At 33.9% G+C, this 25,815-nt stretch carries 32 protein-coding genes; 14 read left to right on the top strand and 18 right to left on the bottom strand.

Going from position 1 to position 25,815, the window contains the following annotated elements; genetic code table 11:
- Positions 1-43 precede the first annotated feature (43 nt).
- Positions 44-847, top strand: a complete 804-nt coding sequence (locus IEV10_RS14100; RefSeq protein WP_188375384.1) for a hypothetical protein — start codon at positions 44-46, stop codon at positions 845-847.
- Positions 848-867: 20 nt separating this feature from the next.
- Here IEV10_RS14100 and IEV10_RS14095 read toward each other — a convergent pair whose 3' ends face one another.
- From IEV10_RS14095 to IEV10_RS14085, 3 genes are all read right to left on the bottom strand, one after another.
- A complete protein-coding gene (locus IEV10_RS14095) occupies positions 868-1,923 on the bottom strand; it encodes a hypothetical protein (RefSeq protein WP_188375383.1) in 1,056 nt (351 codons plus the stop codon).
- A 237-nt stretch (positions 1,924-2,160) separates the two neighbouring features.
- Positions 2,161-2,466 (bottom strand): helix-turn-helix domain-containing protein, encoded by a 306-nt coding sequence (locus IEV10_RS14090; RefSeq protein ID WP_188375382.1) that lies wholly within the window; start codon positions 2,464-2,466, stop codon positions 2,161-2,163.
- 73 nt (positions 2,467-2,539) lie between these two features.
- On the bottom strand, positions 2,540-2,779 hold the full coding sequence (locus tag IEV10_RS14085) for a hypothetical protein (protein WP_188375381.1): 240 nt from the start codon (positions 2,777-2,779) through the stop codon (positions 2,540-2,542).
- 348 nt (positions 2,780-3,127) lie between these two features.
- Here IEV10_RS14085 and IEV10_RS14080 point away from each other — a divergent pair, with 348 nt between their 5' ends.
- On the top strand, positions 3,128-3,481 hold the full coding sequence (locus IEV10_RS14080; RefSeq protein WP_188375380.1) for a hypothetical protein: 354 nt from the start codon (positions 3,128-3,130) through the stop codon (positions 3,479-3,481).
- 7 nt (positions 3,482-3,488) lie between these two features.
- Here IEV10_RS14080 and IEV10_RS14075 read toward each other — a convergent pair whose 3' ends face one another.
- On the bottom strand, positions 3,489-3,731 hold the full coding sequence (locus tag IEV10_RS14075) for a helix-turn-helix domain-containing protein (RefSeq protein ID WP_188375379.1): 243 nt from the start codon (positions 3,729-3,731) through the stop codon (positions 3,489-3,491).
- 119 nt (positions 3,732-3,850) lie between these two features.
- Here IEV10_RS14075 and IEV10_RS14070 point away from each other — a divergent pair, with 119 nt between their 5' ends.
- The 3 genes from IEV10_RS14070 to IEV10_RS14060 are packed head-to-tail and all read left to right on the top strand — an operon-like array spanning position 3,851 to position 5,424.
- A complete protein-coding gene (locus IEV10_RS14070; protein ID WP_188375378.1) occupies positions 3,851-4,312 on the top strand; it encodes a hypothetical protein in 462 nt (153 codons plus the stop codon).
- Between the two features lie 12 nt (positions 4,313-4,324).
- Positions 4,325-4,864, top strand: coding sequence for a hypothetical protein (locus IEV10_RS14065; RefSeq protein WP_188375377.1), 540 nt, complete (start codon positions 4,325-4,327; stop codon positions 4,862-4,864).
- Between the two features lie 29 nt (positions 4,865-4,893).
- Complete coding sequence (locus IEV10_RS14060) at positions 4,894-5,424, top strand: hypothetical protein (RefSeq protein WP_188375376.1); 531 nt, start codon at positions 4,894-4,896, stop codon at positions 5,422-5,424.
- Positions 5,425-5,689: 265 nt separating this feature from the next.
- Here IEV10_RS14060 and IEV10_RS14055 read toward each other — a convergent pair whose 3' ends face one another.
- The 8 genes from IEV10_RS14055 to IEV10_RS14020 form a co-directional block, all read right to left on the bottom strand.
- Positions 5,690-6,148, bottom strand: a complete 459-nt coding sequence (locus IEV10_RS14055; RefSeq protein WP_188375375.1) for a hypothetical protein — start codon at positions 6,146-6,148, stop codon at positions 5,690-5,692.
- Between the two features lie 19 nt (positions 6,149-6,167).
- Complete coding sequence (locus tag IEV10_RS14050) at positions 6,168-6,428, bottom strand: hypothetical protein (RefSeq protein ID WP_188375374.1); 261 nt, start codon at positions 6,426-6,428, stop codon at positions 6,168-6,170.
- A 44-nt stretch (positions 6,429-6,472) separates the two neighbouring features.
- Positions 6,473-7,063: a relaxase/mobilization nuclease domain-containing protein gene (locus tag IEV10_RS14045; RefSeq protein ID WP_188375373.1), complete on the bottom strand. Its 591-nt coding sequence runs from the start codon at positions 7,061-7,063 to the stop codon at positions 6,473-6,475.
- Between the two features lie 2 nt (positions 7,064-7,065).
- Positions 7,066-7,485 carry a hypothetical protein gene (locus IEV10_RS14040; protein WP_188375372.1) on the bottom strand — a complete coding sequence of 140 codons (420 nt, stop codon included), beginning with the start codon at positions 7,483-7,485 and terminating at the stop codon, positions 7,066-7,068.
- The gene (locus tag IEV10_RS14035) at positions 7,475-8,917 is read right to left on the bottom strand and encodes a type IV secretory system conjugative DNA transfer family protein (protein ID WP_188375371.1); all 1,443 of its coding nucleotides are present in this window, start codon (positions 8,915-8,917) and stop codon (positions 7,475-7,477) included. Before IEV10_RS14035 ends, IEV10_RS14040 begins: the two co-directional genes overlap by 11 nt.
- Positions 8,918-9,068: 151 nt before the next feature.
- The gene (locus tag IEV10_RS14030) at positions 9,069-9,773 is read right to left on the bottom strand and encodes a hypothetical protein (RefSeq protein WP_188375370.1); all 705 of its coding nucleotides are present in this window, start codon (positions 9,771-9,773) and stop codon (positions 9,069-9,071) included.
- Positions 9,755-10,894: a hypothetical protein gene (locus IEV10_RS14025; RefSeq protein WP_188375369.1), complete on the bottom strand. Its 1,140-nt coding sequence runs from the start codon at positions 10,892-10,894 to the stop codon at positions 9,755-9,757. Before IEV10_RS14025 ends, IEV10_RS14030 begins: the two co-directional genes overlap by 19 nt.
- A gap of 73 nt (positions 10,895-10,967) precedes the next feature.
- Positions 10,968-11,261, bottom strand: a complete 294-nt coding sequence (locus tag IEV10_RS14020) for a hypothetical protein (protein ID WP_229719732.1) — start codon at positions 11,259-11,261, stop codon at positions 10,968-10,970.
- 284 nt (positions 11,262-11,545) lie between these two features.
- Between IEV10_RS14020 and IEV10_RS14015 the strand changes: the two genes are divergently transcribed.
- The gene (locus IEV10_RS14015; protein ID WP_188375367.1) at positions 11,546-14,389 is read left to right on the top strand and encodes a P-loop NTPase; all 2,844 of its coding nucleotides are present in this window, start codon (positions 11,546-11,548) and stop codon (positions 14,387-14,389) included.
- A gap of 75 nt (positions 14,390-14,464) precedes the next feature.
- Positions 14,465-14,986 (top strand): 2'-5' RNA ligase family protein, encoded by a 522-nt coding sequence (locus IEV10_RS14010; RefSeq protein ID WP_229719730.1) that lies wholly within the window; start codon positions 14,465-14,467, stop codon positions 14,984-14,986.
- A gap of 44 nt (positions 14,987-15,030) precedes the next feature.
- Here IEV10_RS14010 and IEV10_RS14005 read toward each other — a convergent pair whose 3' ends face one another.
- The 3 genes from IEV10_RS14005 to IEV10_RS13995 form a co-directional block, all read right to left on the bottom strand.
- Complete coding sequence (locus IEV10_RS14005; protein WP_188375365.1) at positions 15,031-15,498, bottom strand: hypothetical protein; 468 nt, start codon at positions 15,496-15,498, stop codon at positions 15,031-15,033.
- A gap of 46 nt (positions 15,499-15,544) precedes the next feature.
- Positions 15,545-15,754 carry a hypothetical protein gene (locus IEV10_RS14000; RefSeq protein WP_188375364.1) on the bottom strand — a complete coding sequence of 70 codons (210 nt, stop codon included), beginning with the start codon at positions 15,752-15,754 and terminating at the stop codon, positions 15,545-15,547.
- Between the two features lie 319 nt (positions 15,755-16,073).
- Complete coding sequence (locus tag IEV10_RS13995; protein WP_188375363.1) at positions 16,074-17,072, bottom strand: tyrosine-type recombinase/integrase; 999 nt, start codon at positions 17,070-17,072, stop codon at positions 16,074-16,076.
- Between the two features lie 405 nt (positions 17,073-17,477).
- On the opposite strand from IEV10_RS13995, the gene IEV10_RS13990 reads away from it, so the two are divergent.
- The 7 genes from IEV10_RS13990 to IEV10_RS13960 all read left to right on the top strand — a co-directional run bounded on the left by IEV10_RS13990 (position 17,478) and on the right by IEV10_RS13960 (position 22,619).
- Positions 17,478-18,647, top strand: a complete 1,170-nt coding sequence (locus IEV10_RS13990; protein WP_188375362.1) for a type IV secretory system conjugative DNA transfer family protein — start codon at positions 17,478-17,480, stop codon at positions 18,645-18,647.
- 48 nt (positions 18,648-18,695) lie between these two features.
- A complete protein-coding gene (locus IEV10_RS13985) occupies positions 18,696-19,508 on the top strand; it encodes a DNA adenine methylase (RefSeq protein WP_308694228.1) in 813 nt (270 codons plus the stop codon).
- Positions 19,509-19,555: 47 nt separating this feature from the next.
- Complete coding sequence (locus IEV10_RS13980; RefSeq protein ID WP_188375360.1) at positions 19,556-20,155, top strand: hypothetical protein; 600 nt, start codon at positions 19,556-19,558, stop codon at positions 20,153-20,155.
- Between the two features lie 50 nt (positions 20,156-20,205).
- Complete coding sequence (locus tag IEV10_RS13975; protein WP_188375359.1) at positions 20,206-20,772, top strand: hypothetical protein; 567 nt, start codon at positions 20,206-20,208, stop codon at positions 20,770-20,772.
- Positions 20,747-21,160, top strand: coding sequence for a hypothetical protein (locus IEV10_RS13970; protein ID WP_188375358.1), 414 nt, complete (start codon positions 20,747-20,749; stop codon positions 21,158-21,160). The genes IEV10_RS13975 and IEV10_RS13970 overlap by 26 nt, the downstream gene beginning before the upstream one ends.
- 182 nt (positions 21,161-21,342) lie before the next feature.
- Positions 21,343-21,621 carry a hypothetical protein gene (locus tag IEV10_RS13965; RefSeq protein ID WP_188375357.1) on the top strand — a complete coding sequence of 93 codons (279 nt, stop codon included), beginning with the start codon at positions 21,343-21,345 and terminating at the stop codon, positions 21,619-21,621.
- Between the two features lie 2 nt (positions 21,622-21,623).
- The gene (locus IEV10_RS13960) at positions 21,624-22,619 is read left to right on the top strand and encodes a radical SAM protein (protein WP_188375356.1); all 996 of its coding nucleotides are present in this window, start codon (positions 21,624-21,626) and stop codon (positions 22,617-22,619) included.
- A 47-nt stretch (positions 22,620-22,666) separates the two neighbouring features.
- On the opposite strand, the gene IEV10_RS13955 is transcribed toward IEV10_RS13960, so the two are convergent.
- From IEV10_RS13955 to IEV10_RS13945, 3 genes are all read right to left on the bottom strand, one after another.
- Positions 22,667-23,131: a hypothetical protein gene (locus tag IEV10_RS13955; RefSeq protein ID WP_188375355.1), complete on the bottom strand. Its 465-nt coding sequence runs from the start codon at positions 23,129-23,131 to the stop codon at positions 22,667-22,669.
- A gap of 974 nt (positions 23,132-24,105) precedes the next feature.
- The gene (locus tag IEV10_RS13950) at positions 24,106-24,555 is read right to left on the bottom strand and encodes a hypothetical protein (protein ID WP_229719725.1); all 450 of its coding nucleotides are present in this window, start codon (positions 24,553-24,555) and stop codon (positions 24,106-24,108) included.
- The coding region (locus tag IEV10_RS13945; RefSeq protein WP_371862954.1) for an RHS repeat domain-containing protein at positions 24,545-25,815 on the bottom strand (1,271 nt) is incomplete at its 5' end. The genes IEV10_RS13950 and IEV10_RS13945, both read right to left, overlap by 11 nt.

The following is a 25,815-nucleotide window of genomic DNA, read 5'->3' as shown; positions in this document are numbered from 1 at the left end:
ATTCTACAAAGAACCTCAAGCTTAATTACAAATACTATTGGATATGAGTGATTTTAAACAAAATTATTTAGACGAAATCGATGAATTAAAAAACAATCTCTATACCGAATTAGATATTACGGATTCATCAAGTGTATTAGAATATCAATTTGAAGTTATACATAACGAGATAAAGAAAAATGGAATTGACCTTAGAGATAACCTTCATCAGCTAAGGCTCCAGTATCTTCTTCATAATTTAAAGGTCATTAAGAGTGGCTCTAATGCAGATACAGCTGATATGCTCATTAAAGACCTACGTCAAGCAAAAGACGATGATAAATCATTCTATGGATTTCGATTTGAAATTTATATAGCTCGCAGATTTGTGCGTGATAAAGTAATCTTTGAAAAAAGCGAAAGTCCTGATTTCAACATATCGGATTTTGGAAATACTACTGTGGAGTGTAGCGGTCTTCACTCTCGTGGAGGCACAAAAACTGTAGAACGTTTTGAGAAAAAGGTTATTGAAAAAATAAAAGAGAAAGAAGCTAAACCCTATGCCAACCTCGAATGTGCCTTATTTTTGGATGTAACAAACCTCTTGTTTTCGTTGGATGATACAGATGACTGGCAAGTACTTTTAGATAATTTAAATGGTGCAATTGAAGAATATATGGCTTCAGACAAGTTTGGTTCAATTTTAGTTTTTGCATTGGTGTATTCTCAGAAACAACGTAACATCAGATATGTATTCAATCGTATTGATTCAAAAAATATTCATCAAGATTTAATGAGATTTCTTGAAACTCATTTTCCAGAAAATGGTTCTTCAGTCAAAGGTCCAGCGGTACCTCGTGAGGCTTAAAAGCCCCCAAAAGATTATATTTAGTTATTTTCTGTTTCTGATTCCTCAACTTTTTTAAATGGGTTTTTACTTAAGTTGAAGTTTAGTGACAGAAACGGATTAAATGTATATACATTTTCGTGCAATTGGTCTTCAGATATAGATTCTGTTAATACATCTCCGGCATTATATTGTCCTCTTAAAAATTGTTGTTTATGAGCAACTAAGCCAAGTGTTAAACTTAAGTTTCGATTATAAAAAATTGAACATCCCAAAAATGCTGTTGGAGATTCAAAATCGAAGCTCAGACCACCAGAGAGACTCACTTGAAAGTCTGCATTAGTGTTTTTGAGCCAACTAAAAAAGACAGAAGGTACAAACTCAAGTTTTTGGCGATCAACTTTTTCTGTAACAACAAATTCACTATTACCCGTAGTCATGTTGGTTGTCGTTTGCAAGAAGAAATTTTCTCTTTTATTAAAACTATCCATAATAAATGAGAAGCCATAGGAAGTCTGCCATTCTCCCTTTTTTGGTGCCTTAAAAATATACTTCCATACTAAAGGTTTTGAGTCTTTAATTCTGGTAATAGTTACTTCTAATTCTTCACCTTTTTTTAAGACGAATTCTTCTGAAAATTCTTTTACAGTGGATTGAATCGCATAATTTGCTGATTTCACTAATTCATCTTTATCACAATCCTTAATTTCTTGTTTTTTAAACGCTTCTATTTTCTCCTCAAACTTTTTAATTTTCTCAGGCATCTGAGTTTCATCATTAGAATCTCCAGTTATGAAGTCTTCAATCGTATTTCTGAATTTTTCACATTCACTTTGAGGACCAACAGTTTGAAATTGTGTATCAGGAAAATTGAGAGATGGAATAACCGCTATCTTTTTTTCAATCTCATAAGTGTAATTTTCATTTATCAGTTTATTCTTGATTTTGATTGTAAAAACTTTATTTGCCACTATAGTCTTAGAGATAACATCTCCTTGACCAGAAGATAAATCAATTACTTTAACATTTTGTGAACTTAATTGTAATGAGAGTATCGTGATTAAAGCTAAACTAAAATAGAATTTGAATATAGACATAGTTGGTAGTAATGGTTGATATTTAATATGTAAATCTATGATTTTTAAATGATTAAGCAAATACCTGTAATCGGGTATTTCATCGAATAAGTATAAAAATAGCTTAGTAATTCAAGTAGGATAGGAAATATGGAAGTGTTGCCTAATCTATCGAGTTTCAAAAAAAGGTAATGTTTAAAAATAAAAAAGCCGCTTACTACCTGTAAGCGGTTATCGTTAATAGCTAAACGTCGACTACTAATTATACAATAAATCTGCAATTTCGTTCATCAAAGGTCTTATCTCTTTAATTAACTTTTTCTTTGTCGGATCCTTAATCGTATCTTCATTTAAAGCTTTGAAAAAGAATACGTCTAAAGGGATCTCCAAACTTTCGCAAATTTTATTTAACGTTTCTACGTTAAGACTTGTTCCTCTATTAAGGATATCAGAGTAATACGTATTAGAGATTCCACATTGTCTGGAAAACTCTTTTTTGTTTACACCTCGTTCTAATCTAATAGATTCTAAGGCCTCGGCTATATTTAATTTTTTTGTATTCATAAATTATGGTTTAAAGCAATTACTTTACCATGATTATATATAATACATTTTAAGTGTAAAGACAGGTATTGCTTCATCTACCGTCTAAAATTCTTCTGATTTCTTTGACAATGTGCTCAAAACACGTTTTTGCTATTCCTTCATCTGCATGGTCAGTAATAATTCTGTCAGATAATTGGAAACATTGTGTTGTTAAGTCTCCCAGGTCATTAAAATCTTTTTCTGAAAAGTTGTTGCGATTTTTGATTAAAAAATCATTCATTGTTTGTCCAAGCTGTTTGAACTTTTCTGAAATCTCGTAAATATTTTCCATTACGTTTCAATTTTGTGTTGATGTTTCTACATTTCTTCATGGTTTTTGATTATTAAATGATTATTAATTTTGTTCACATACAAATATACAAAAATTCGTTGATTACGAATTTTAATTATTTGTTAAAATATGATTTCTGCATACAATATTCTTTTCGCTTATGACAATGCCCCTTTGTTTTTAAAAGTTATTCCTATCCATATATAAAGAACAAATAATTACTTCGACATTAGCCCAGTACAGCTTTTTCGCAAGGAATGCTCCTAAATGGATTCCTCCTTGTCAAAAAAGCTTTGCCACTGGGCTTTTCTATGTCAGCGTATTATTCGTTAATCTTTATATAATACTATGACTAACTATGAACTTAAAAACAAATTAGAAACTATTGCTAATCAGACAGAAAATACGATTGAAAAACAGTTGGCTGTGAAAGCACTCAACAATTACAATATCCAAAGTACCCTCATTGATAAATTGTTTCAAGACAACATTTGCTTAATGACTATTTATTTCATCGATAATTTTGATGTTGAAATATTATTTGAAACAAACAAAGATCAAATCGAACTCTTACGAAAAGAATTTAATGCATTGGCAAATCAAAATCCAACTACCCAAGACACTATTAAAAACACATTTGTTTGGTTTGTTTTTGAAAAAGCTACATACAATTTGTTTAATAAATTAGAACTTGAGATATAGTTCTTTTTTATTTATCTTCAAACCCTTCAAAAAACTCTTCCAAAGTAATATCCAATGCTTTCAGAACTCTACAGAGTGAACTAAAGCGGATGTCCTGTCCATTTTCATACCGTCCATACTGCGATCGTGAAATATTATGCTGAAAAGCAAATTGTTCGTAGTTATGATATCCCTTTGCAATGCGTATCTCCTTGAGCCGTTTACTCAGCTTGTTAAGATTCTCTTTTTTAAATGTCTCGTGATTTTCCATATCACAAAACTGTTTTAAGTCCATTTATTAAACAACCGCTAAATAAGTGTTCCTTATTAGGTGTTTTTTAACACTATTTTTCTATGTTTGTCTTTGTTAAATTTTAAAACAATATCATTATGAGAATCATTTCCAGAGCCTTAGCACTCTTCATTGCTATTTCCTTAACCAGTTGCATTACAACTAAAACCATTAAAGCGACATCGTCTGTTCCTGCGGGTACTGAAGTGGCTTATTCCAAAGTCGTAAACCCAGCGTATGCACGAGACTATATCGGTGCAGATATCATTACTGAAGTTGAATTTTATAGTGCTGGCAAAGCACGTAACGAAGCCACCAAAGTACCCAAAGGTCACGTGGTCTTTCAAGTTATCCCTATTGGCGGAACCCCAAAAGATGCACCTTTCGGTGGCGGTCAACTTGGCGATTATGTCTTCATCCCTAAAGATAAAAGCGATATCATATTTGATTTAAAGCGTGGTGATAAAATCCAATTGCGTGGCGGTACACGAGTACAGAAATATATCATCAATGGTATTGAGATTATTGAATTTGTAGCTACGTCAATACAGAAATTATAAAGCGTTAATTCTATGAAGAAAATACTATTATCATTTTGTGTTGTAGTTCTACTGATAAGCTGTTCTTCGGGAGTGAATCTTTCCAATGATGAAGCCTTAAAAATACTAACATCAGAGTATAGCAACTTCTGCGAAAGTAGAATACAGGCTCATACGAGTTTGTATAACAATGCATCTCCCGATGCCACTCTTTTATATCTCCGTGAGTTAGAGCAACAAAATCTTGGTGTTATCAAAGAGAATCAACATTATGGGAGAGGAAAGAAAACGTATAAAGATTATGTATTCAAACCCAATGAAAAAACCATTGAGCTTTACCGAGGTAGTGCCGAACGATTGTATAAGATAACAGAAGCAGATGTACAGAAAATCATTGGCATCTCTATTAACGAAGAAGCCAAAACCGCTCAAGTAAAATTCACTTATAATATGGTAGAGACGCCTTTTAAACCTATTGTATTGGGTAGAAAAGGAAGTTGTAATGCCACATCAAATCTTGAAGCTGAGGTAACATTTGTGTTATACGATACAGGCTGGCAACTTCAAAAATAAATACGGTATTTAATTATAAATCTACAACTATGAAAAAACTACTCATATCATTCAGTTTACTGCTATCATTGGTAAGCTGTTCCTCTCAAGTAAACTTATCCAATGATGAAGCACTTGCTATCTTAAAAGATAATTTTAAAGACGATTGTGTAACTATCGTACAACAACGAACCCTCTCGCATTGGACAAATCACGATGAGATTATGTTCGGCTTTCAAGAGTTGGAACAATCGGGACTTATCAAAATAGAACAAAAGCGAGTCGCTCGTGGTCACTTTAATACGACCACAGAATTTCGGTGGAAACCTACAGCAAAAGCGGAAGCTGAATACAAAAAGGCAGGTTATGCTTATTTAGTATCAAGAGCAAATGTATTAGAGATTATAGGTATCTCTTTAAATGAAGAAGCAAAGACGGCAACCGTTCGATTTACATATGAAAACAAGCCAACAGTTTTTCATTTGATCCGTGATAAAAAGTCCAAGTGTCCAGAAGGTATTAATGAAGCAACAGCAAATTTTACCTTCTATGATACAGGGTGGAAAATGGAAGATATATAAAATTAGTAATGTCCTTTAGACAGCAGATGTCCGAAGTCGTCTACGGACTTTTCGGACATCAGTCTTGATATAGACGAAAGTCGCTTGCAAGCTTTTTCGACATATCAAGGCTTTGGCTACTGCCAAAGGCAAGATTGTGTTTATTCAGAATAACGCTTCAAAACACATCTTGCCTAAAGGGTAAACCCCTTAGGTATCCCCACAAAAAAAGAAGACAGGAGCAAATGAATTTGTCCTGTCTTGTTCTTTTGTATTTCTAAAAATATCAGAGTTCTTGCTCTGGCTCTTTATCTCCAATATCTCTATCCTTGTCTAACTGTTGTAAACGTTTAGAAGATGATTTATCAATAGTTGTTTTCAAATCCACATCACGCTCAAGTGTCTTTTGTTTAGAGAGCTTTAGGATGCGTTTTCGAGATTGAATCAGCATCTGCTGTCGGGTTTTATGTAGCATCATAAGTTCCTTTAATAGTTCTTCACGTGTCTGTACATGTTTGAAACTTTTAATTTGTAAGGCCTCATGTTTTCCTGTGTAGGGATTATAACATTGCAGTTTGGCGTCTTTAAAGTAATACCCCGTAAATTCTTTAATGATGTGCTTTACGACTGCTTCCTTGTGCTTTGGATGATCTTCAGTGAGTTTAAAAAATTGATTCATACTGGCATAACCATATTGCTGAGCTAATACATAGTTAATGTTGCTTCTTGAAATTTTAGGTCTCATAATATTTTGTTTTTAAAGGTTAATAATCGATATCTAAATCCTGCTCAGGTGCTTTTGATTTTAACTGAGCCAATCGTGATAACTGTTGTTGTTTTTCTTTGTGGCTTAATTCTAAAAGTGCAATACGCTGTAAAGAATAGCCTAATGTTTTGAGTTTATAGCGTCTTTTTGTTCCAATAATTCCAGGAGCCTTTCCTCTAAAGTAGAGTTGTAGTCCTTGCTGTTGTAAAAGCTTGTAAAACTGCACCTTAGAAGAAGCCTTACTAAACGCCTCTGCCAAATACAGCTTGAGCTGTTGTTTTTCACTTAATTGACCTTTTAAGCTCAGTTGGTATTCCGCATCTTTAAGTAGGCTTTGCTCTTTTTTTTTACATGTAAAACCTTACTATGAGAGACATTCAATTCTTTATCCTGCCAGAGTTCCATACGGTTTTTTACTTCGGAGAACTGTTTCTTGGTATAGTAATTTGTAACACCAGATAGCTGGACATGACTACCTATTACATGGATATGTAAGTGAGATTTGTCGTGATGAGAAACACCGCAAACAATAGATTTTGGATAACGAACCTTAATAAATTGCTTGCAAGTTTTAAGTAAGTCTTCAGCACTCAATTTATCAGCCTTATGAAAGCTAATAATAGAATGGTGGAACTTGGTCTCGTTGGAACGTTTATGAATACGCTTGGCATCATTTTGTTTATAGACAGCTAACATATTCTGAAGTCGACGCTCTGCAATAATGGAATGGGTTTGCGCATCATCTCCGCTTGCTTCCATTTGTTTTTTAAAAGCTCTATCACCACCAATAAAACGTGTATGGATAAAACCATCATCTACCTCTTTGGATAAAATATACCGCAGTACACCTTCCAATCCTTTATAATTCTTAATTGGTTTTTCTTTAATAATCATGACTATTTCAATTGTAAAAGTTGTACTTCTAAGACTTCCATTTTATCCAACAAAGACGCTGTCATTTCTGTAGCATCATTGTCAATAATCTCCTCTAAAAGTCCTATGATTTCTTGTTGTTGATTACAAATCGTATTTAACTGACCAGTATCTATAGTCTTATCAGATTCCAATGCTGAGAACACACAGTGGTATAGAAATTCAGAGACGCTTAATCCACCTCGTTTCCTATGGATACATTGCATCTTCTCCGCATCAAAACCTAAAGTATATTCTTTGATGCGTGACCGACGCTTTTGCTGATAATGGTTTAAATACTGTCTCCAATACTGCTTTTTAGCAGCAATAATTTCCTCAGTACTTGGATTGGAACTATCAGCAAAAACATGGTCTAAATACTCGTGTATGGAATTATAGCTCATCATTATCAATATTTGTTGGTTCACGGTACGGGTCCAAATCGATATACTGAATGCCGTACTCAACAGGTGGATGTTCAGCTACAGGAGATTCCATTTTTAAACATTTCTGAAGCTTTGGCTGTTTATAGGCTGGGGTAATCTTAGTTTTAATCGGTTTTTTATTACTACTGAGTACTAAAATCTCACCATCCAATTGCTGAATCTCTGAGGCATAGATAAGCGGTCTTTTTTTCGTCTGCTTGGTCTTTTTATCTACATAACTGTAGTTCCCTAACATACGTTCGATTTCCAAAGCCTTTTTAGAATCAATACCTCCATAAAAACACTTCACATAGCAATTGCTGATGATGTTGTCTTTAAGCTGACCAAACGGCGATAATTGAGAAATATCTTGCAGTATAATAGCTTGAGGTATAAGAAATTTCCTACTATTTGATATGATTTGACTATAGTCAGGCAGTCCAGGGATTAGGCTGGAAAATTCATCCTGTATCATCAGAATATCAAGCTCCTTATTTGGATCTGGTAAATACGAAAAAGCAAATCGATAGAAACTTTGAAATATAAGTGCAATCATCTTGGCATAAAACGTATCGTTTGGTGGCGACTGGATAAACAGTGCGGTTTGTTTTTCACGAAATTGCTTGTAAGAAATGGTTGTGCAAGATGTAATGTCGCACAGTACGGGATTCTCACCAAGCCATGACAGTTCCGACAAGCAGGTAGCAATAATAGATTTAAGCGTCTTTTCAGAATTCTTGGATAGGGCAAGAAATTTTCGCCAGACATCTGGAGAGGCCGTTTCTGCCATATAGCGTTCAACGACTTCTGGATTTGCTTGGTATTCTAAGATAAGTCGGTAGACATTCCCCAAATTGGCATGAACCTTTGGTTCCGCCTCTAAAACATGCTGGATAAAGAGTGATAAACAATCTTCAGCATACATAGTAAAGAAATTATTCTCACCTCCTGAGGGTTTGCCAATAATAGATTTTGAAACCCTACGGATACCAGCCACATCTCCTAAAAGTCCGTCTAAGACGTTTATGTATACCTCTCCTTTTTTCAAAAGATTAAGTATATATGTATCTATGCTTTTGGATTGTAAATACGGAATACTTGTAGCAAGTTCAGACGAGTTGTCATTAATCAACATGGATGAAGATGCATTTAATATCGTTGGTAATACGTGGGTTTGTGATTTGCCGAGGCCAGAATTGGCGACAATAAGTAGGTTACGTCTTGCGGTATCCATATCGGTAAATCGACGCCCATCTATACTCCAGCCTTTGTTTGATTTGCGAATTAGCTCAGAGGCTTTTCTAAATTCTGCATTATACTCATCATTGGCATCTATTATTTTGATAAGCTCATCGAATCCAGTTTTAAGGGCATCTTCTAAGCGGTCCAAAAAGTCATATATAAAATTCATAATATTAAGTTTTAAAGGTGTTTACGTAAAAAGTCATTGAACAGGGAGAGTAGCCACTCACACAAACGTGCGAGCAGGTACAATCCATTAATAAACAGTCTCCAGCAAAGGCTAAGCAATGCTTTAATGATGCGTGTGGTTTTTGAATGTTTCATAGCACACGATTATCGATTCCTATTTTGATGGTCAGTCCAGAATCCTCAAACAATTCACGATAGACTCTAACCATTTTTTGGAATAGTCTATTTTGAGACTTGGTTTTTGGGTAATACACGATATGTAGAGTAATACCACTTAAATCAGGTATGTTTAGTCTTGAAGAGAATAACTCAGCCACAGATGATGTATGCTTTTGTAGCTGTATTTCACTTTTATAGTCATAAACATTATAGATGTCTGAGTATTCAAATAAATCACTGTATAGTAATACATGCTTACTATTAGCATTGGAGTTAGAAAGTGCAGTGAGTTTATTTAATAAAGGGACTATGATACTTGAATTCCTAAAGTTGTAGAGCTTGTTATTCTCTATAGTGATTAAGGTATCAACAGCCTTTAAAAACCCTTTGATTTCTGATTTTCGCTCATAATCATTACCTAAGAATGACGATGGCTTAAGACTGACACTATAGGTGGGATTAAAATCAACATGACCTATATTTTGAAACTTTAAATCCACGCCATCATTTGGAGATGCATCTATATCCAAAAGGTTGAGTACATCATCTGTCTTAGGAGAAGTAATATTGGTATCCGTTCGGTCTGCCAAAACACTAATGGCAGTCCTTTTAGGTGTTGTATACTCACAAGAGCTACATAGCACCATAAGAGCCATAATTATATAAGATTGTCGCATAATTCAAATTGGGTTTTATCAATGTTTTGGTATTTAAGCTCAAGTACTGGTAAAGGCTTCTTTTCTGCCTGAAACAGCACATCACATTTGGAGTTGGTACGCAGGTAGAGTTCAGTACGGAACTCTTCAAAACAGCCTTGATATCTTGTATTGACATCGGTTTCCAATTGCTGAGCTAAGAGTAGAAAGTTGTAGTGGTCTTTAAGTTTATCTTGAAGCTCTGGCACTTCACTATTTCTTTCAGCGATTAGGGTCTCTCGCAGTTTTGTCAAATCAGAAATAGCCTTGGTGTCGAGCTTATACTTTTTGTAGGCATTGAGTTCCTCTTTGCGAGGGCGGTAAACAAATACCAAATAACATGCAATGAGGTAACCAAAAAAGTTAATGAGTGTCGGCACTATCGGGCTGGACACAAATACATCTGCCATCTTAGGATTCATAAGAATAAGAGACTTTATACGTAGACTTGAAAACAGATAGAAAATCACAAAAATGGGTACAGCAAAAACAATAAAGATGAGCAGTTGTCTTTTTGGTTTACCATTACCCAACTGTACGACATACTTCGGTGTAATGTGACCCCACCAAAAAATAACCAGGGCCGATATAAGTGAAATGGCAATGGCCGATATAGCGCCTCCACCTAAGAGCTGATAGACGCCAAAATTTGCCACGAGTTCAAATCCAGCCAAGATGTACAGCACCCAAACCTTTTGATGGGTCCAGGATTTGACCTTGGCAACAAGTTTGTCGGATGCTTCATTAAGCTTTCCTTTTAAAAGAGTAAGCTTATCTTCAGTTTCTTTAATTTTCCGATTGTAGTCTTCAATAACTGCTTTGGCATTACTAATATCTTGTGCAGATTGTAGAATGTTTAAAGCACCAGATAGAATCTGGTCAATTTTATCAATAAGTCTTTGATAGTCTGCTTTCATTGAGCCTAAAAAACTGCTGATCTTTGAGTTTTTTAAAAGCTCATCGAAGTTCATAGCTGCAATCTTCTGGGCGGTCTTTTGGTGCTTGATAATTAAGGAAGCATCTGTAGTGTCAATTTCATTTTTAAGTTCTTTAAAGACGAGACGCTCATGTGTTCTGGGTGTTTTCTTTTTAAATAGTTTCATCATAAAAGGGTTTAGTGAATTAATAATTGAAATAGAAAAGCACATCTCTGTTTGGAGATGTGCTTTAATGTTATTACTTACTGTATTTAAAAAAGCGAAAACGTAACCATTCTGCTTTTTTAGATAAGTCTACCGCTTCACTCTCGAAGAGTGATTTGATATCTGCTTTTGTAAATCTTTGTTGTGTACTTGGAAATTTTAAGTACTGATTTTTTCTTGGGTTAAAGAAGACGATAAAATCCTCATCTTTAGAATCTACAGGCAAGTAGTTGTACTTAATAAAATAGCCAATGAGATAGTGATTAGAATAGGTCTTTTTCTTGTGAGTTTTAAACTCGGAATTTGAATGTGTCATAGTAGTTTCCATTAAAGGGTTAATCTTTGTTTGAAACCACTTTGAAAACTCTTGACTTTCTTACCGTATATGATACATATGTATCGATTCGATTGGAAGGTCGTTTCTTACAATTGAATAAGTTGAGATTCAAAATGGTTCTTTGTTTCTCGGCGAATTTTAGGCTCACCTACGACCAATAGGTGAGCTGTTTTCGTCTTACAAAAGCAAAGGAACCAAGGCAGGATTAAGCAGGGTTTTGCAGGATTGAGCAAAACGGATAAAAAGTTGTAGATTTATGACTTTCAGAAGTTTAAATGGCAATTACATTAGAAAGAAGAGATAAAGTAAGAGCTAAGATTAAAGAGGCTTATTGCTTGCTTTATGCTGATGACCCTGCGGAGCGAGCTAAAATGAACGATACCAGTAGTCCAAGTATCAATCCCTTTACAAACAAACTCAGTGTACTTGTTATCGAGCGTTTTGAAAACGAAAAGAAAGATGAAAGTGACAAGATGGGGTTGTCTTCTGATACATTCTGGCGTCTACTTTTTGAAGATGGCTATCTGAGTTTTTCTTCAAAGCCAATTACTATGATTGAAGGCTTTTGTGATGAGATCATTAAGAATAAAATAGAGGATAAACACTCAACTACGGTCTCAATAATTACAAAACAAGATGACCAAATCAACAACAATATTAATGGAACTGACATTATAGACTCCTCGTTTTTTAATAACCTAAAAGAGGGACATCCAATCTCCAAAACGATGTTTTACCTTTCAAAGTTAGATAATGAATCTCAGTGGTCAGGAGTTGCCTTTAGTTATGATATTGAACGTAAAGAAGTACATACTATTAAGTCACTATGTATATCTGCGTTTGATCGAGAGTATAAATATAAAGTTATTGGTATTGTATGTGGTAGTGGAGGCATTGGGAAATCTACTTTGCTTAGAAGAGTAGCTTTGGAGTTAAGACATCAAACATTTAAGGTGTTATGGATAAAAGAGCATCAATTTGATGATTTCGTTCATATTGGGTGGGAAAATGTTAAGGCAAATACGTCACAACACTATTTGATCATTATAGAGGATTGGTATCGTCTTACCAATTACCTCGAGGTAGAATCCATTAAATTTCTTAATCAAAGCACCCATACAAATCATGTGCGTGTTTTAATTGGCGATAGAATTCCAAAAGCACATTACAGAAGACATCTGATTGACCATAATGCAATTTTTGAGCTAAAAAATTCTGAAAATTGGGATATCATTCAAGGCATTGTAGCAAAAAATCCTGAGTGGAATATTGATAATCATATATTGATTAAATATCAAAATAACATTAATAACACTTCCTTGTTTTTAATGTTGTATACATTAATTCGAAGTGCAGAAACAGGTGCCACAGTTTCTAATACGTCACTTGTGAATCCCGAATTAGCATTTCAAGATATTATAGCTTCTGATATTGGCACACTTGCATCAGAGTACTCTGGTCTTGCTAAAGCGTTATTATGCTGGGCACATATATATTCGAAAAGTAAATTCCATATTAGCTACCAAACATTTTTAGAAATAGCTGAACATTTTGATGATAAAAAACAGGTACGTTTATTATTCAAAGACTTGATGAATCATAGCTCCAAATATCATGATATACTTCGAAATTATATAACGATTAAGACGTCCTCAGATACCGACTATTTGCGTTTCAACCATGATATTTTTGCTGATGAAGGACTGTCTCAAATAGAACATTTAATAAAAGACGTCATCCCATTTGATGACATTGTAAAATCTATGGTGTTAGAAGCACTTTTTAATTTTACCTCCCACCAAAAATCCATCGCGAATTTGGTGTTTTATTTTTTAAAAAACGAACACCATTTATTTGAAGATGATGTAGATAAATTGTCTTATGTAAAAAGATTAATAGCGACTGGTAATAAAGAATTGGTCTTTTTAAACAATCTTGATGATCTTGAAATTGAAGAGGAACAACACTTAGAATTGATTAAAAATCTGATGTTAAATCAGATTTATCCTCATGTGTATTTACAAAAGCAAATAAAGAAATATAAGGGTATTTGCAACTATGTTCTCGACAATATTGAAAGCTTTAACCCTAAGCACTCCAATATCTTTTTTACAGCAACTAACAATTCAAGTTCTTATAGACAAACCCAGAAAGCAGTCAACTCTATTTTAAAGAGTTCAAAGCTATTGGATTATAGCAATCTTGTATTAGGAAGAGCGTTTAAAGTATCTAATGATGCTCATGCAAAGAAATGTGCTATTCAAAATATTCTCAAAGCTTATAAAGATCCTTTAGATATCGATAGAATACTTTTACATACGATATTAAAGTATGCTAATGATTATAATGATATCAAATCTGCCATTAGTAGAATTTTGAACCATAGTGAGATTACAAGACTTCATTTTAGATTAGTTATGGAGGCCTTTAGGAAGTCCAAAAATGATACTGATAAATTATCGGCCAGCAAAACTATCCTTAACGATCCTCATGTGAATCAACTTCATTACAAAATTACCTCACGAGCTATGCAAGACTGTCCTGACACAGAAATCAAGCTTGGTATGGCAAAACGGATTTTGGACAACCGAACCGATTTTCACCCAAGTCTAAGTTTCCATGCATTTAGTTGCTATAGCAAAGAACCTAAAACACCAGAATTTATAAAATCACACATAGAAGGCATCGTTACAAATAAACATTATGGAAAATCAAAAGATAGTTTTTCGTATGATTTTAAGCGTATAACGCGTATTCCTTTTCATGATATTCCTGCTTGGAAAGAAGCAACTTTAGATGTACTAAATAACTGGCAGAACAATAAAGACAGGAGTTTTATTCTCAATGTCCTTTTGAGTTATAGAGAATTTCCAAACGAGTCTACAGAAGCAAGTAAAAAAGTATTACATAATTGGAAGACAGAAATTAAAATACCGATAGAACCCGTTCGAAAAGATGAGCCTATTCATTATGGTGATCATATTAAAGTCGCTTTGGAGCATCCTAATCTTAAAGATTTAGCCAAGGCAACTGCTCTTGAAATTCGTAATGCTCATCATAAAAAAACCTCAAAAGTGAATATCCATATACAAAAAACGGTGTCTAAACTTTTAGATTAGAACCATTTAGTTTTGAAAATGAATAAAGTATTTACCCAAGATGATTTCCCGATGCGAATCAATATTCACTTTTGCTTGGAGGAATGTCTATCTACTGAAATAAAGGCATTAAATAAGGTACTCGTAACTCAAGGGTCCGATATTGATTTTTCAAAAGAACATATTCCACATCTTACGGTGCTTATGGGTAACATCCCTTCATTAGAAAACTATACACAGATTCTTAAAGGAGTTTCCGAAGTGGCTTCGGAAACTAAAAGGCAAAAAATAACAGTTACAAATCCTTACATAGTAACTCCTAAACGAAACTTCCTATTTATGGACGTTGCACCAAAAAATAGAATCAAAACTATCAAATATGCTTTTTTTAATAAGATTAAAAAGTATATGCGATTTGATTACTATGGTATGCCAAAAGTATCTCCGCATATCACTTTAGGATATATCGATACGATTACTGGTGAAATAGAAGTTAGGATTAATGAAATGCGAATTGAACATTCAAATTCAGTAGTATCTAAAATCGGTATTTCTCCAGCTTCAGACAAGGGGACGTGTTTGAAAGAAGTATTTGTAGTTGATTTAGTAGACGTATAGTCGTTTATAAAAGCGTTAGCTTTTAGTATTTGCTGAAAACACAGTTAGTAATTCCAGCTATCTCTTTGTAACTGCTTTCGTTGTTGTTGCAGTTTAATCTGCTCATACCGTTGCCTATCTGTGAGTTTTCCCTTTTGTTCGTATGTTGCGGTATACGCTTTTGTATTAAATTTCTTTTGTAGTCCGTAACTATTACAGTCGTTTTCTTTTGTTTTTGCGTTGTAGAACGCAGTTTTTTCAGCGTTTTCCAGAACTGGGCTATAGTAGACTCTTTTAGCTGTTTTACGCCTGACAGGGTCTTGTAAACTATTTCCTGTGTGGTCTGTAACTTGGATTAAGTTCTTATCCAGTAGTTCCTGGATACCATTGGTCACACTTCGGTTGGACAATCCCGTTTTCTCGAACTGGCTGTGACTAATCCAATCTCTATTTTTAACCTTTCCTTGCTCATCACGCCATCCCAAAACATTACGAATGATCTTAAGATACACTCGCAACGCCGAACCACTCAAATTCCCTATCTGCTGATCAAACAGCATATTGGGAACGGGTGTTGTATTATGCAATCGCATCGGTTCCAAAATCAATTACTGGTAATGCATCATTATGTGTCGGGAAAATCTGAAAGTCTGTATTAGGTTGATGATACAGTTGTAAATACCAAGCACCGTTTTCGGTCACTTTCACAACACCTACTTTATGGTAGATTTTTTTATTGGCATTATTAGTAATGGTTTTGCACGATACGACGTTATAAAATTTAGTCATTTAAATTGTTGTTTATGTACTTTTAACCTTAGGGCAATTGCCCAATACATAATCGTGGCGAAACACCTTGTTTTGAAATCCTATGTCGTACAACTGTTGACATCTGTCGTACAAGTGGTATTTTACGACATTAAGCTAGTATATTTTTATACCCCTTTCGAGGCATTGTATCGATCCATAGAATCCTAAAACGATAGCAACTTAAAATGTAAACATTACATTTTTAAAAGGCATATCGATACGATTCTGTATTCATAGTTAAAAGTACTATCGGTAGTATAACCTGATTCAAAATAAAAAACAATCATAGGATTGCTTTTTAATTTAAGACGATACTATTGTTCAGTTGCTGAATTTTAAGTAGTTGAAGTAATAAGGTGTTTTGTTCCAATAGACGTTTATCAGAATTTATAGCATTTTCATTACCTAATAAGGCTTCTCCTAAATATTTACCTGCTGTTTTTAAGTGCTTCGATTCATTTAATCGTAAGTATTTGAACGAAGACTCAGGAGAACTATGTCGTAATATTGCGGCAACGTGTGTCACATCGCCACCGTGATCAAGTATTTTATGTGCTTTTGAATGACGGAACGAGTGAGGTGTGATATTTTTTTCAATGCCTACCTTATTTTTTAGTTCCTTGACCCACCGTTGTATGCTTCTATCCGTAAAAGGTTTTCCAGTCTTAGGGTTAATCAATAGTTCATCATGAGCTGTATCTATACATAAGCGAATGCCCAAATAACAATTCAGTATTTCATTAGTTTCCTCTCCCCAAACCACTTGATCGTTATCAAGAGTTTTTCTTGTTCCTATTATTGCTGTACGCAATCCATTAGCCGAAGGTTCTTTAATATCTGCAAGCTTTAACGAAGTTAGTTCACTAACACGCATTCCTGTATCCCATAATAAGTTGATTGCCAGTTTACGTTGCAGATCAGAACGATTATCATTTTTTAGTAGTTTATTAATGGCGTCAAAGCCTTTTTTTGATACCAATTCTTTAATGGGACTTTTAAATTTAGTAACCTCAATCTCTTTTGGACTAAAAGATATCTTGTTTCTTCCATGCCAAAACCAAAAGAAATTTTTTAATATACTTGCCGAATAAGCCACTGTTGTAAGACTGTAGCTTTTTTTCATTTCGGTATGGTATGCGATAACGTCATCGCCATTAATTTCTTCTAATTGTCTCTTCCCTTGAGAAGTTATAAAATTCGCAAATTGGTCTAAACGAATTTTGTAACGCTTATGAGCAATAATTCGGGTTGATTCTTTCCATTTTAAATAAATCTGTATTGATTCTTGAATAGTCATTATACATAAAAGACCCGCCAAAAACGATCTAGCGGGTCTTTCATATTCCCAATACCAAAAAATAGTATTAGAAAAAATGAAGATCACCGCCGTTGTCGTTTTAGCCAGTATATAAAATACCGACGAGGCTTTCGCCCAACGGGGTTGTTTTACATTTTAAGTTGCTGATAATAGTGTAGTTCATTTTCAAAATAATGGCAAGAAATAGTCTCCCGTTCCCTACCTAAAGTACCGAGTGTTACTTCCCTCTACCCATATATGATATAATGGTAGTAAGTTGAACGTAAAAAGTTTTCACTCAATGGTTTCAAAAAGTATCATATTTCTAAGAAATGTCAAATGTTCTTTCACTTGTCATTTAAAATCGACAAAACAACTTTATACACCCTATTCTTACCCTTATAAATGTACCCTTTTAGCCACCTCTATGATATTTGTTATTTTGGTTCAACAAACCACCGAAATTCGAATCTGACCTTTGGTATTCGTCAAGCAGATAGGATGTTTCATCTCTATGCTTTTGGCAAAAGTGGAAGTGGTAAAACAACGCTTCTCAAGACCTTAATGAAACAAGATGCAGAAGCTCGCAGAGGATTCTGTTTTCTCGACGTACACGGAGATGCTTCACGAGAAATGATGCAGTTTCTCAAAGATCGATTTCCTCACAGAGAGGTCATCTATTTTGATGTCACTAATCCCAATCTTGATATTGGCTACAATCCTCTTCGAAAAGTATCTATTCATAAACGCTCACTCGTAGCTTCTAATCTTTTGGAAATTTTCCAGCGAAATTGGAAATCGGCTTGGGGTATGAAAATGGAACATATTCTACGAATGATCTTGCTAACCTTACTGGATCAGCCAAAAGCACAGCTTGCGGACATCCTCAAACTATTACATGAGAAATCATATCGAGAAGAATGCCTTCCTCACATTACCTCCGAAGCCATTCGCCTCTTTTGGATTAAAGAATTTCCGAAATACAAACCTAATGACATATTGCCGATTATGAATAAAGTGGGAGCGTTTCTCTCACATCGTATGGTACGGAAAATTCTAATTGAAAACACCAAGCAATTGTCCTTAAGATCAATTATTGATGATGGCACTATCTTGATGCTTAATTTGGCTAAAGGGCAAGTCGGAGCAGATGTTGCCAATATTTTAGGTGGGTTCTTACTTACCTCTTTGGCATCAGCTTCCTTCTCACGAATTGATGTTCCAGAAGCTCAGCGGACACCTTATTTCCTATATATCGATGAGTTCCAGACCTTATCGGGAAGCGAACTCATTGCAGAGCTTTTGGCACAAATCCGAAAGTTTAAAGTCGGCCTCATTTTAGCCAATCAGTTCCTATCGCAGTTAGAACCCGAAGTTCGGGCATCCGTACTTGGGAACGTTGGAACCATTATCTGTTTCCGACTTGGAATTACCGATGCCAAACTTATGGAAAAGGAATTCTATCCTGTCTTTAAAGCGATTGATTTTGTATCACTTGCCAACTATTCTATTTACTTACGATTGATGATTGACGGTAAACCGTCAAAGCCATTTAGTGCCGACACTATTTTATAACGCTACTCTAAAAAACCATAAAGACCTATACAGAAGTTTATCCATTTAATGCTATTCCTGTATATGTCCAAACTCAAAACTTGTATTACTTACTATGGTGGGAAATTAAACATGCTAAAAGAAATCCTGCCTCGTATACCAGAACATCGTATCTATACGGAAAGTTTCTTTGGAGGCGGTGCAGTATTCTTTGCAAAGTCCCCTGTTGAATCTGAAACCATAAATGATACCAATAGTTTAGCAATTACCTTTTACGAAGTCCTTAAAACCGATTTTGATTCGCTGAAAGCGAAAGTAGAAGCCACCTTATTCTCACGTGCTACCTATACCGTAGCCTTAACCATTTACCGAATGCCCCACTTGTTTAATAAACTACAACAAGCGTGGGCATTCTATATCGCCACCAATATGGGCTTTGCCTGTAGTGCTAAATCTTGGGGCTATGACAAGTATTCCAAACGAGTCAAAGCCTTTCAGAATAAGAAACTACGTTTTGATCTTTCATTAGCCAAACGATTAGAACATACGCAGATTGAAAATAACGATGCTCTTAAAGTCATTACGTCTCGTGATGCTGAAGATGCCTTCCATTATGTTGATCCGCCATATATCGATTCCAATCAAGGACACTATGACGGCTACACCCAAGAAGATTATAAAAAATTACTTGACTGCCTCTCTGAGGCTAAAGGAAAGTTTCTCTTGTCATCCTATCCGTCTGAAATCTTAGATGCGTACATCCAAAAAAATGGATGGTACAGCATTCGTTTTGAAAAACCCCTGTCGGCTCAAAAAGCCAAAGCAGGAAAACCGCGAGATCGTAAAATTGAAGTGCTTACCGCCAATTACCCTATTGAATAATAACTGAATAGTAACCCGCATCAATTGATGCAAACAAACAATTGAATATGACACTAAAACAACAACGCTTATTGCTATACTTCTTTGAAGTATTGGAAACCAACATCCGTGATGCTGACGCTCATCCTATTTCTCAGTCTGTAAAAGATTGTCTTACAAGAGATGATTGTATTGATATAGCCCTTTGGCTTTCGCCAGAGCGATATCATAAAAATCAACTGGAGACCTTTGATGATGCCAAATTACACAAAGCATTGGTTACTGATTATAATGTTCTGCTGTATATCATTAATAAATGGCAATTACGATTATCAGAATCCATCTCTTTTTCAGATGAGGAAATAGATGCTCTGTTTACTCGAACGAATAATCAGATGCACTATCTCTATAGTAAGCCTACCAAATTATGGGACAGCTATGATAGAAGTAACTATATCTCGTTACTGAATAAAGCAGGATTTACCATAAAGGCTTATGGCGTCTATTCTTCTGAAGTAAAGGAATCTGATAAATATATCATGGATTCCCTACCCAAAAAGTTTTATGACACTAAAGAAGAAGCTGAAACTGAAATAGCTCGTCTTGTCCAAAACAAAATTTTTAATGAAGGTGACCTCACAGTTTATTCCTTATACAAAATCAAATAACTAAAACTAAATATTAATCCGCACCGATTCGGTGCTTAAAATTGAATATTATGCAAACACCAAGTATTGTCGATGTTCTTATCGAGAACATCACTACCGACCAAGCATTGTTAAAAGATGCCGAAGCAAAAATTACAGAAGCTAAAGAAGAAAAAGCTGAAGTCGTAGATCGTCTCAAAGACTATCGTAAAGAAATTGCTGTCATTGCTAAATACGCAACTGATGATCAAAAAGAAAAAATTGAAGCCCTCGGTTTTGATTCTTCCGATAATAATAATACGATAAATACGGTTGCTTCTATAGCTTTTGATATTGTTGTAAAAGCCAAAGATTACAAAATCGAAAATGGCGAATGGTATGAGGCTTATAAAAAGATTTGTACTGATAAAAAAGAAGAACCTTTAAGCTATACCTTCTTTAATATTAAGTGCAGAACACTTTTTAATACGCAACGGTTAATCCGCACTAAAGTTGGCGACCCTAAGTCTTCTCGTGAAGATATCATTTCCTTAAACGGAAGACCTATACAGAAAGAGGAGGAGCAAAAAGAAAAAGAAGCTCCTAAAAAAGAAACGACAAAAACTACTAAGAATGACAAGACACCAAAACAAAAGTAAAGCACTTGATAATGCTTTGTGGCTCAATTTTGAGCATCGCACTTGTGATAAACAATTCGGTGTCGTTCAAAGTATAGAACACGATTATTTAGTCGTTCCTAAATGTCATCCGTCGATAGTTAATGAAGTATTTGAAATACTTCCCGAAAGCTACACTTCCCTTTCCTATGATCGGATTGCTGAAATCTTTGCAGATTGTAATCCATTATGGTTTTGGGAAGAACTGAAAGGAATGTTTCAAACGGCTAATGGCGAATTGTTGCGTTTTATTCTTGAGTATAATATTCCTTTTGAAAAGTTAATACGTTATAGCCTTGCCTCTCGTGGGTATGATAACCAATCCCAATGGGTTGGCTTTGATAAAGCCAAAAGGATATGGTTGAAATAAAAATTAAATAAATCTAACACTCTGTTTATTAGAGTGTTTTTTTATAAAAAATACCCTTTAATGGGTATTGTCCTATGAAAAATAGTCTCCTAATTTTTACATCAAAATTGGAGACCAGATACCAAATCATAAACGGGGCGTAACCGAAAAGCCAAATGAGTAGGACAAAAACACAATATAAAATGGCAAGAACAGTCAATTTAACAAACGAGAATGTAGATTTTTCTCAAAATGGAAAAGTTGTTATCAATGATAATAATTTAGCAAATGAAATCCTTCAAAATCAAAATCAAGCTTTAGAGTTTCTTAAACAAGAAGTTGGTGATATTGATATTTCAAAAATCACTTTAGATGCCTTTGGTAGAATCAATATTTCAGATTCTGATTTCCTTGAAAAAATGAAACTTAAATTTGAAGAAGTTGGAGCTATGGGTAATGGAACTTGTGGATTAGGTTGTTAAGGATGACTGATAGAGATATCTTAACAGCTCAGGCATTTAATCCAAGGTTTCTTAACCTGATATTGTTCCCTACGGAAAAGTGTAATTTCCGATGCACTTATTGCTATGAGGATTTTAAATTAGGTAAGATGAAGCCTTGGGTTATAAATGCAATCAAAGAATTAATTTCTAATCGTATAAATGATTTAACACGATTAGAAATAAGTTGGTTTGGAGGCGAACCTCTGATAGCAAAGAATATTGTTTTGGATATTAGTAGATTCATTGTAGAAAATGCAAAAAAGTACAATCCTGACCTCGACTATCGTTCTAATATGACTACCAATGCATACTATTTAAACAGAGAACTCTTCGAGAGTTTGGTAGTAAATGGAATTGTAGATTTTCAAATATCCTTAGATGGCCCCAAAAGGATTCATGACTTATCTAGGGTTATGATAAATGGGAAAGGAACTTTTGATTCAATATGGAAAAATTTGTTGGATATAAGAAATTCATCGAAGAAGGCTAATATAATTTTGAGGATACATTTTGATATGTCCAATTTTAATTATTTGGAAGAATTGATAGATCAATTGGATGTAGAATTTGGAGAAGATGACCGTTTTAATTTTTATTTTAAAACTATTGACAAATTAGGAGGAGAAAATGATGATAAACTTCAAACTATCCCTTTTAATAAAAAAGATACTTACAAAGATATTTTAAGACATAATACAAAAGCTAAAGAGCGATTATTTGAGTTGTCAGAAAAACTCCCGTACGTATGTTACGCTTCAAAACCAAATTCAATTGGAATTCGTAGTGATGGTAGTTTGATAAAGTGTACAGTTGGTTTAAATCACGAATCCAACCAAATTGGAAAAATAAATCCAGATGGAACTTTATCAATACATAATGAGAATATGCGAAAGTGGATAATTGGATTTGACGATTTCGATTTGTCTACTTTAGCTTGCCCTTACTTTAAAATGTCTGGTGTAGGCGAATTAAAATAAAAAACGCTCATTTTCGAATGAGCGTTTTTTACAGTACTTTATTTATATTACTTAATAGTATAAGTCTGAGATGTACCAAAATAATTAATTGCCACTAAACTCTTATCATCTTTAATTTCAAATTTATATTCATCAAGTCTAATTCTTGAACTAACACATAACATCGTAGTGTTAGGGTCAAGTGTAATCTTTTCAGACTTAAAAAATTCTCCTTCGCTTGAATCTAAGTGTATAGTAACACTTTCTTGGTTTGGGATATTAATATAATTTCTTAAGCTATCAACTTCAACTCTTTTTACTTCACCTGTAATGTCTTTATAAGTAACATTAAAAGTTTTTAAATCATTGAAAGCTTTTTCATCTTTACCAAAATCAATTCCTATTATACTTTTCCCGTATTTCCCACTTTTACAACTATTAACCCTTATTGCTTTTTCTGCGATAAAAGTAATTACTCCATTATCATTATTTAAATTACCAAAATAGTGATTTGAATAGTTGGCTCCTCGCATTTTAAAATATGCCTTCCCCTCTTTATTAGTCTTAATTAGGAGATGCCCACCTTTATTATTCTCAGCATATATATTTAAAATATTCTTTTTTTTAGCTTATATAAGCTAAAAAAATGATTAACAATATAAAAAGAGATTTCTTCATATCACTAAATTAAGTAAAAATGAAAACACTTATTCTAAAAGGTGTTTTTTATACTCTACTTATTCAATAAGGCTACTGATTTAAATCCATAGCACTAGCAATTATACTTTCTATTACTTTAAATTTTATCTACTTATACCTATTTGTAACTAATAATATTTGATTTAACGAAAGGTCTAAGCTTTTAAGTTTGAATATTAATTATAAGATGATGACTTGACAAATAAATTTATCACTGTACTATGGTAATTAGACAACTCCTAAAAACTTTATCTATGAAAAAATCATTATTATCTCTAAAAGAGACTATGCTATGTGTTAAAGAAGCTATTTGGTATTTCCGCTATCCTATGACCCTATTTTTCTTATACCTTTTTAGTTCAATATGTGTGAGTGATTCAGTACTGGAAAAACTTGGAGAATATCCTAATTATGCTACTGGCATTGTTTTCATAGTGATATTAATTTGTATGATTCTTTTTTTTCTAGTATTTTTTACTTGGCTCAGAAAAGGATAGTTATTAGCTGTGAAGAATATCATTTCTTTACAGCTTTTTTATATAAAATGAATACTATTCTAGACCTTTTGATTTTAACAATGCCTATATCTAAAGGTGCTTTTCAGACTTTTCCCATTTATGGGATAGGTTATTTTAAAAGTGTTTTGGACGTTGCACTGCACCTTTCTAAGATAATCATAACTGTTGTAATTAAAAAACGCCTGATTCAACAGGCGTTTTCTATATCAATTCCCATTTAAGGGACACGTTATTTTAACAGTGCTTTGGACACATAGTAGAGCACTGAAGTGAATACAGTATAAATGGTATTAACCTTTAATAGAATTAGCCCTCAGAACATTATTATTTTTGTACATTTTAATTAATTTTTCCAGGTAGATTATATAATCCTCATCACTAATCTCCATTTTATCTAAAAACGCTACAATTTCCGATAATGACTTTGATAGATTATTGATGTTGTAAAACTTTATTTCGTTTTCACTAAGAGTAACAGCATATATAGGGACATGACTTGTATGAGTCACTAATCTATAAATACCTTTTTCGTTTTCGGTTAAAGTACCGTTGTTCTTAATTTCTATTAGTGAAAATCTATCATGATTTTCAATGTTAACATTATCAAGATGTCCTTTTTCTTTTAAAAAAGCGGCAGATTGTTTTTTGATACTATTAATATTTAATTTCTCCTGTTTAGGAGTACAAGAAAAAATTAATGTAATTAAAAAACATAAAATAATTTTATTATTAGTCATCATCTTTTTTATTTTCTTCTTTTACTTCTTTAGCTATTTGGTCTCCTACTTCATAAGCTGGGGTTTCATGGTCTTCACCTAATACTTTTAATGTCTGATTTTCACTAGTTGTATGAACCAGCTCATGTCCAAAGATGGCTCCTAACATTTCTGATACTGACAACCCAAAATAAGCATGCTCAGAATTAGTGTCAGATTTAAGTAATTCAATAGCCTCATCAATAGAAGCCATATTGAAAGTTATTATAGAGCTTTTAACGTCAGCCCCAGTTACAGTTGATTTACCAGTTCCAAAATCGTATTCTGTTTTTTCATCAAATGTATTAGTCGTTTTTCCTAATACTAAAGCTCCGTCACTATCCAAGACAACATCTTTTCCATTATTCATAATAGTTTGAATTGGTTTTTCTGAATTAACTAATTTACTAAATTGAGATTTTCCAGTTTTAGTTTGCGACAAAAATCTACCTAAATTTCTATGGCTATTACCAGCATGTTCTGTATAAGCTCCTCTTGTCCCATCTTCATTAACAACGCTTGGGTCATATACTTTATTACCTTTTGCATCAACCCATTCTAAACCTTCAAGTTCATTACCATCTATAACTCGATTCTCAGCAAAGTTATAAGTTCCATTATAAACATAATCTTCTGCTAATGGGTCTATTTGCCAAAATCTTCCAATCGATGGGTCACTAATTCTATATTTCCACTCATGGATATTTAATCCTAACTCATCATGGAACTCTTGACCTTGATATGTCTTGTATTTATATGATGCACCATTCACTACGTTATTATACCCTTTATGTTTTAAGCCAAAAGGATAGTAGTTGTTTTCTTCTATTATTTCCGTGCTGGCGTTTATAGTTCCATTATGGTCACTATCACTATAAGCTAAACGTATGTTTCCTAAATGATCTTTGTATTGGTATACGTAATTAAAGCCGGTCCCATCAGGTTCTATGTAACCTTCTGGGTGCGAGAAAAATTTAAGACCATTATTGTCATAAATATAATTCCCTGCGTAGTAAGTATATGTATTACTAATGCCCTCAGTCACCTTTTTCTCTAATTTAACACCAGTTGCATCGTAAATGTAAGAAATAGTTCCGCTATTACCATTACCGTTTATCGAAACGCTGGTCGGCAGGTTCAGGTGGTTGTATTGAATATTCGATGAAATGCCTTTATTGGCATCAGTTAACATATTACCATTGGCATCATAGGTGTATTCTGTAGTTAAGTTAGCACCATCATTAA

The sequence above is a fragment of the Winogradskyella haliclonae genome (assembly GCF_014635865.1).
Classification (GTDB): domain Bacteria; phylum Bacteroidota; class Bacteroidia; order Flavobacteriales; family Flavobacteriaceae; genus Winogradskyella; species Winogradskyella haliclonae.
This window is presented reverse-complemented; position numbering and strand designations above follow the sequence as displayed.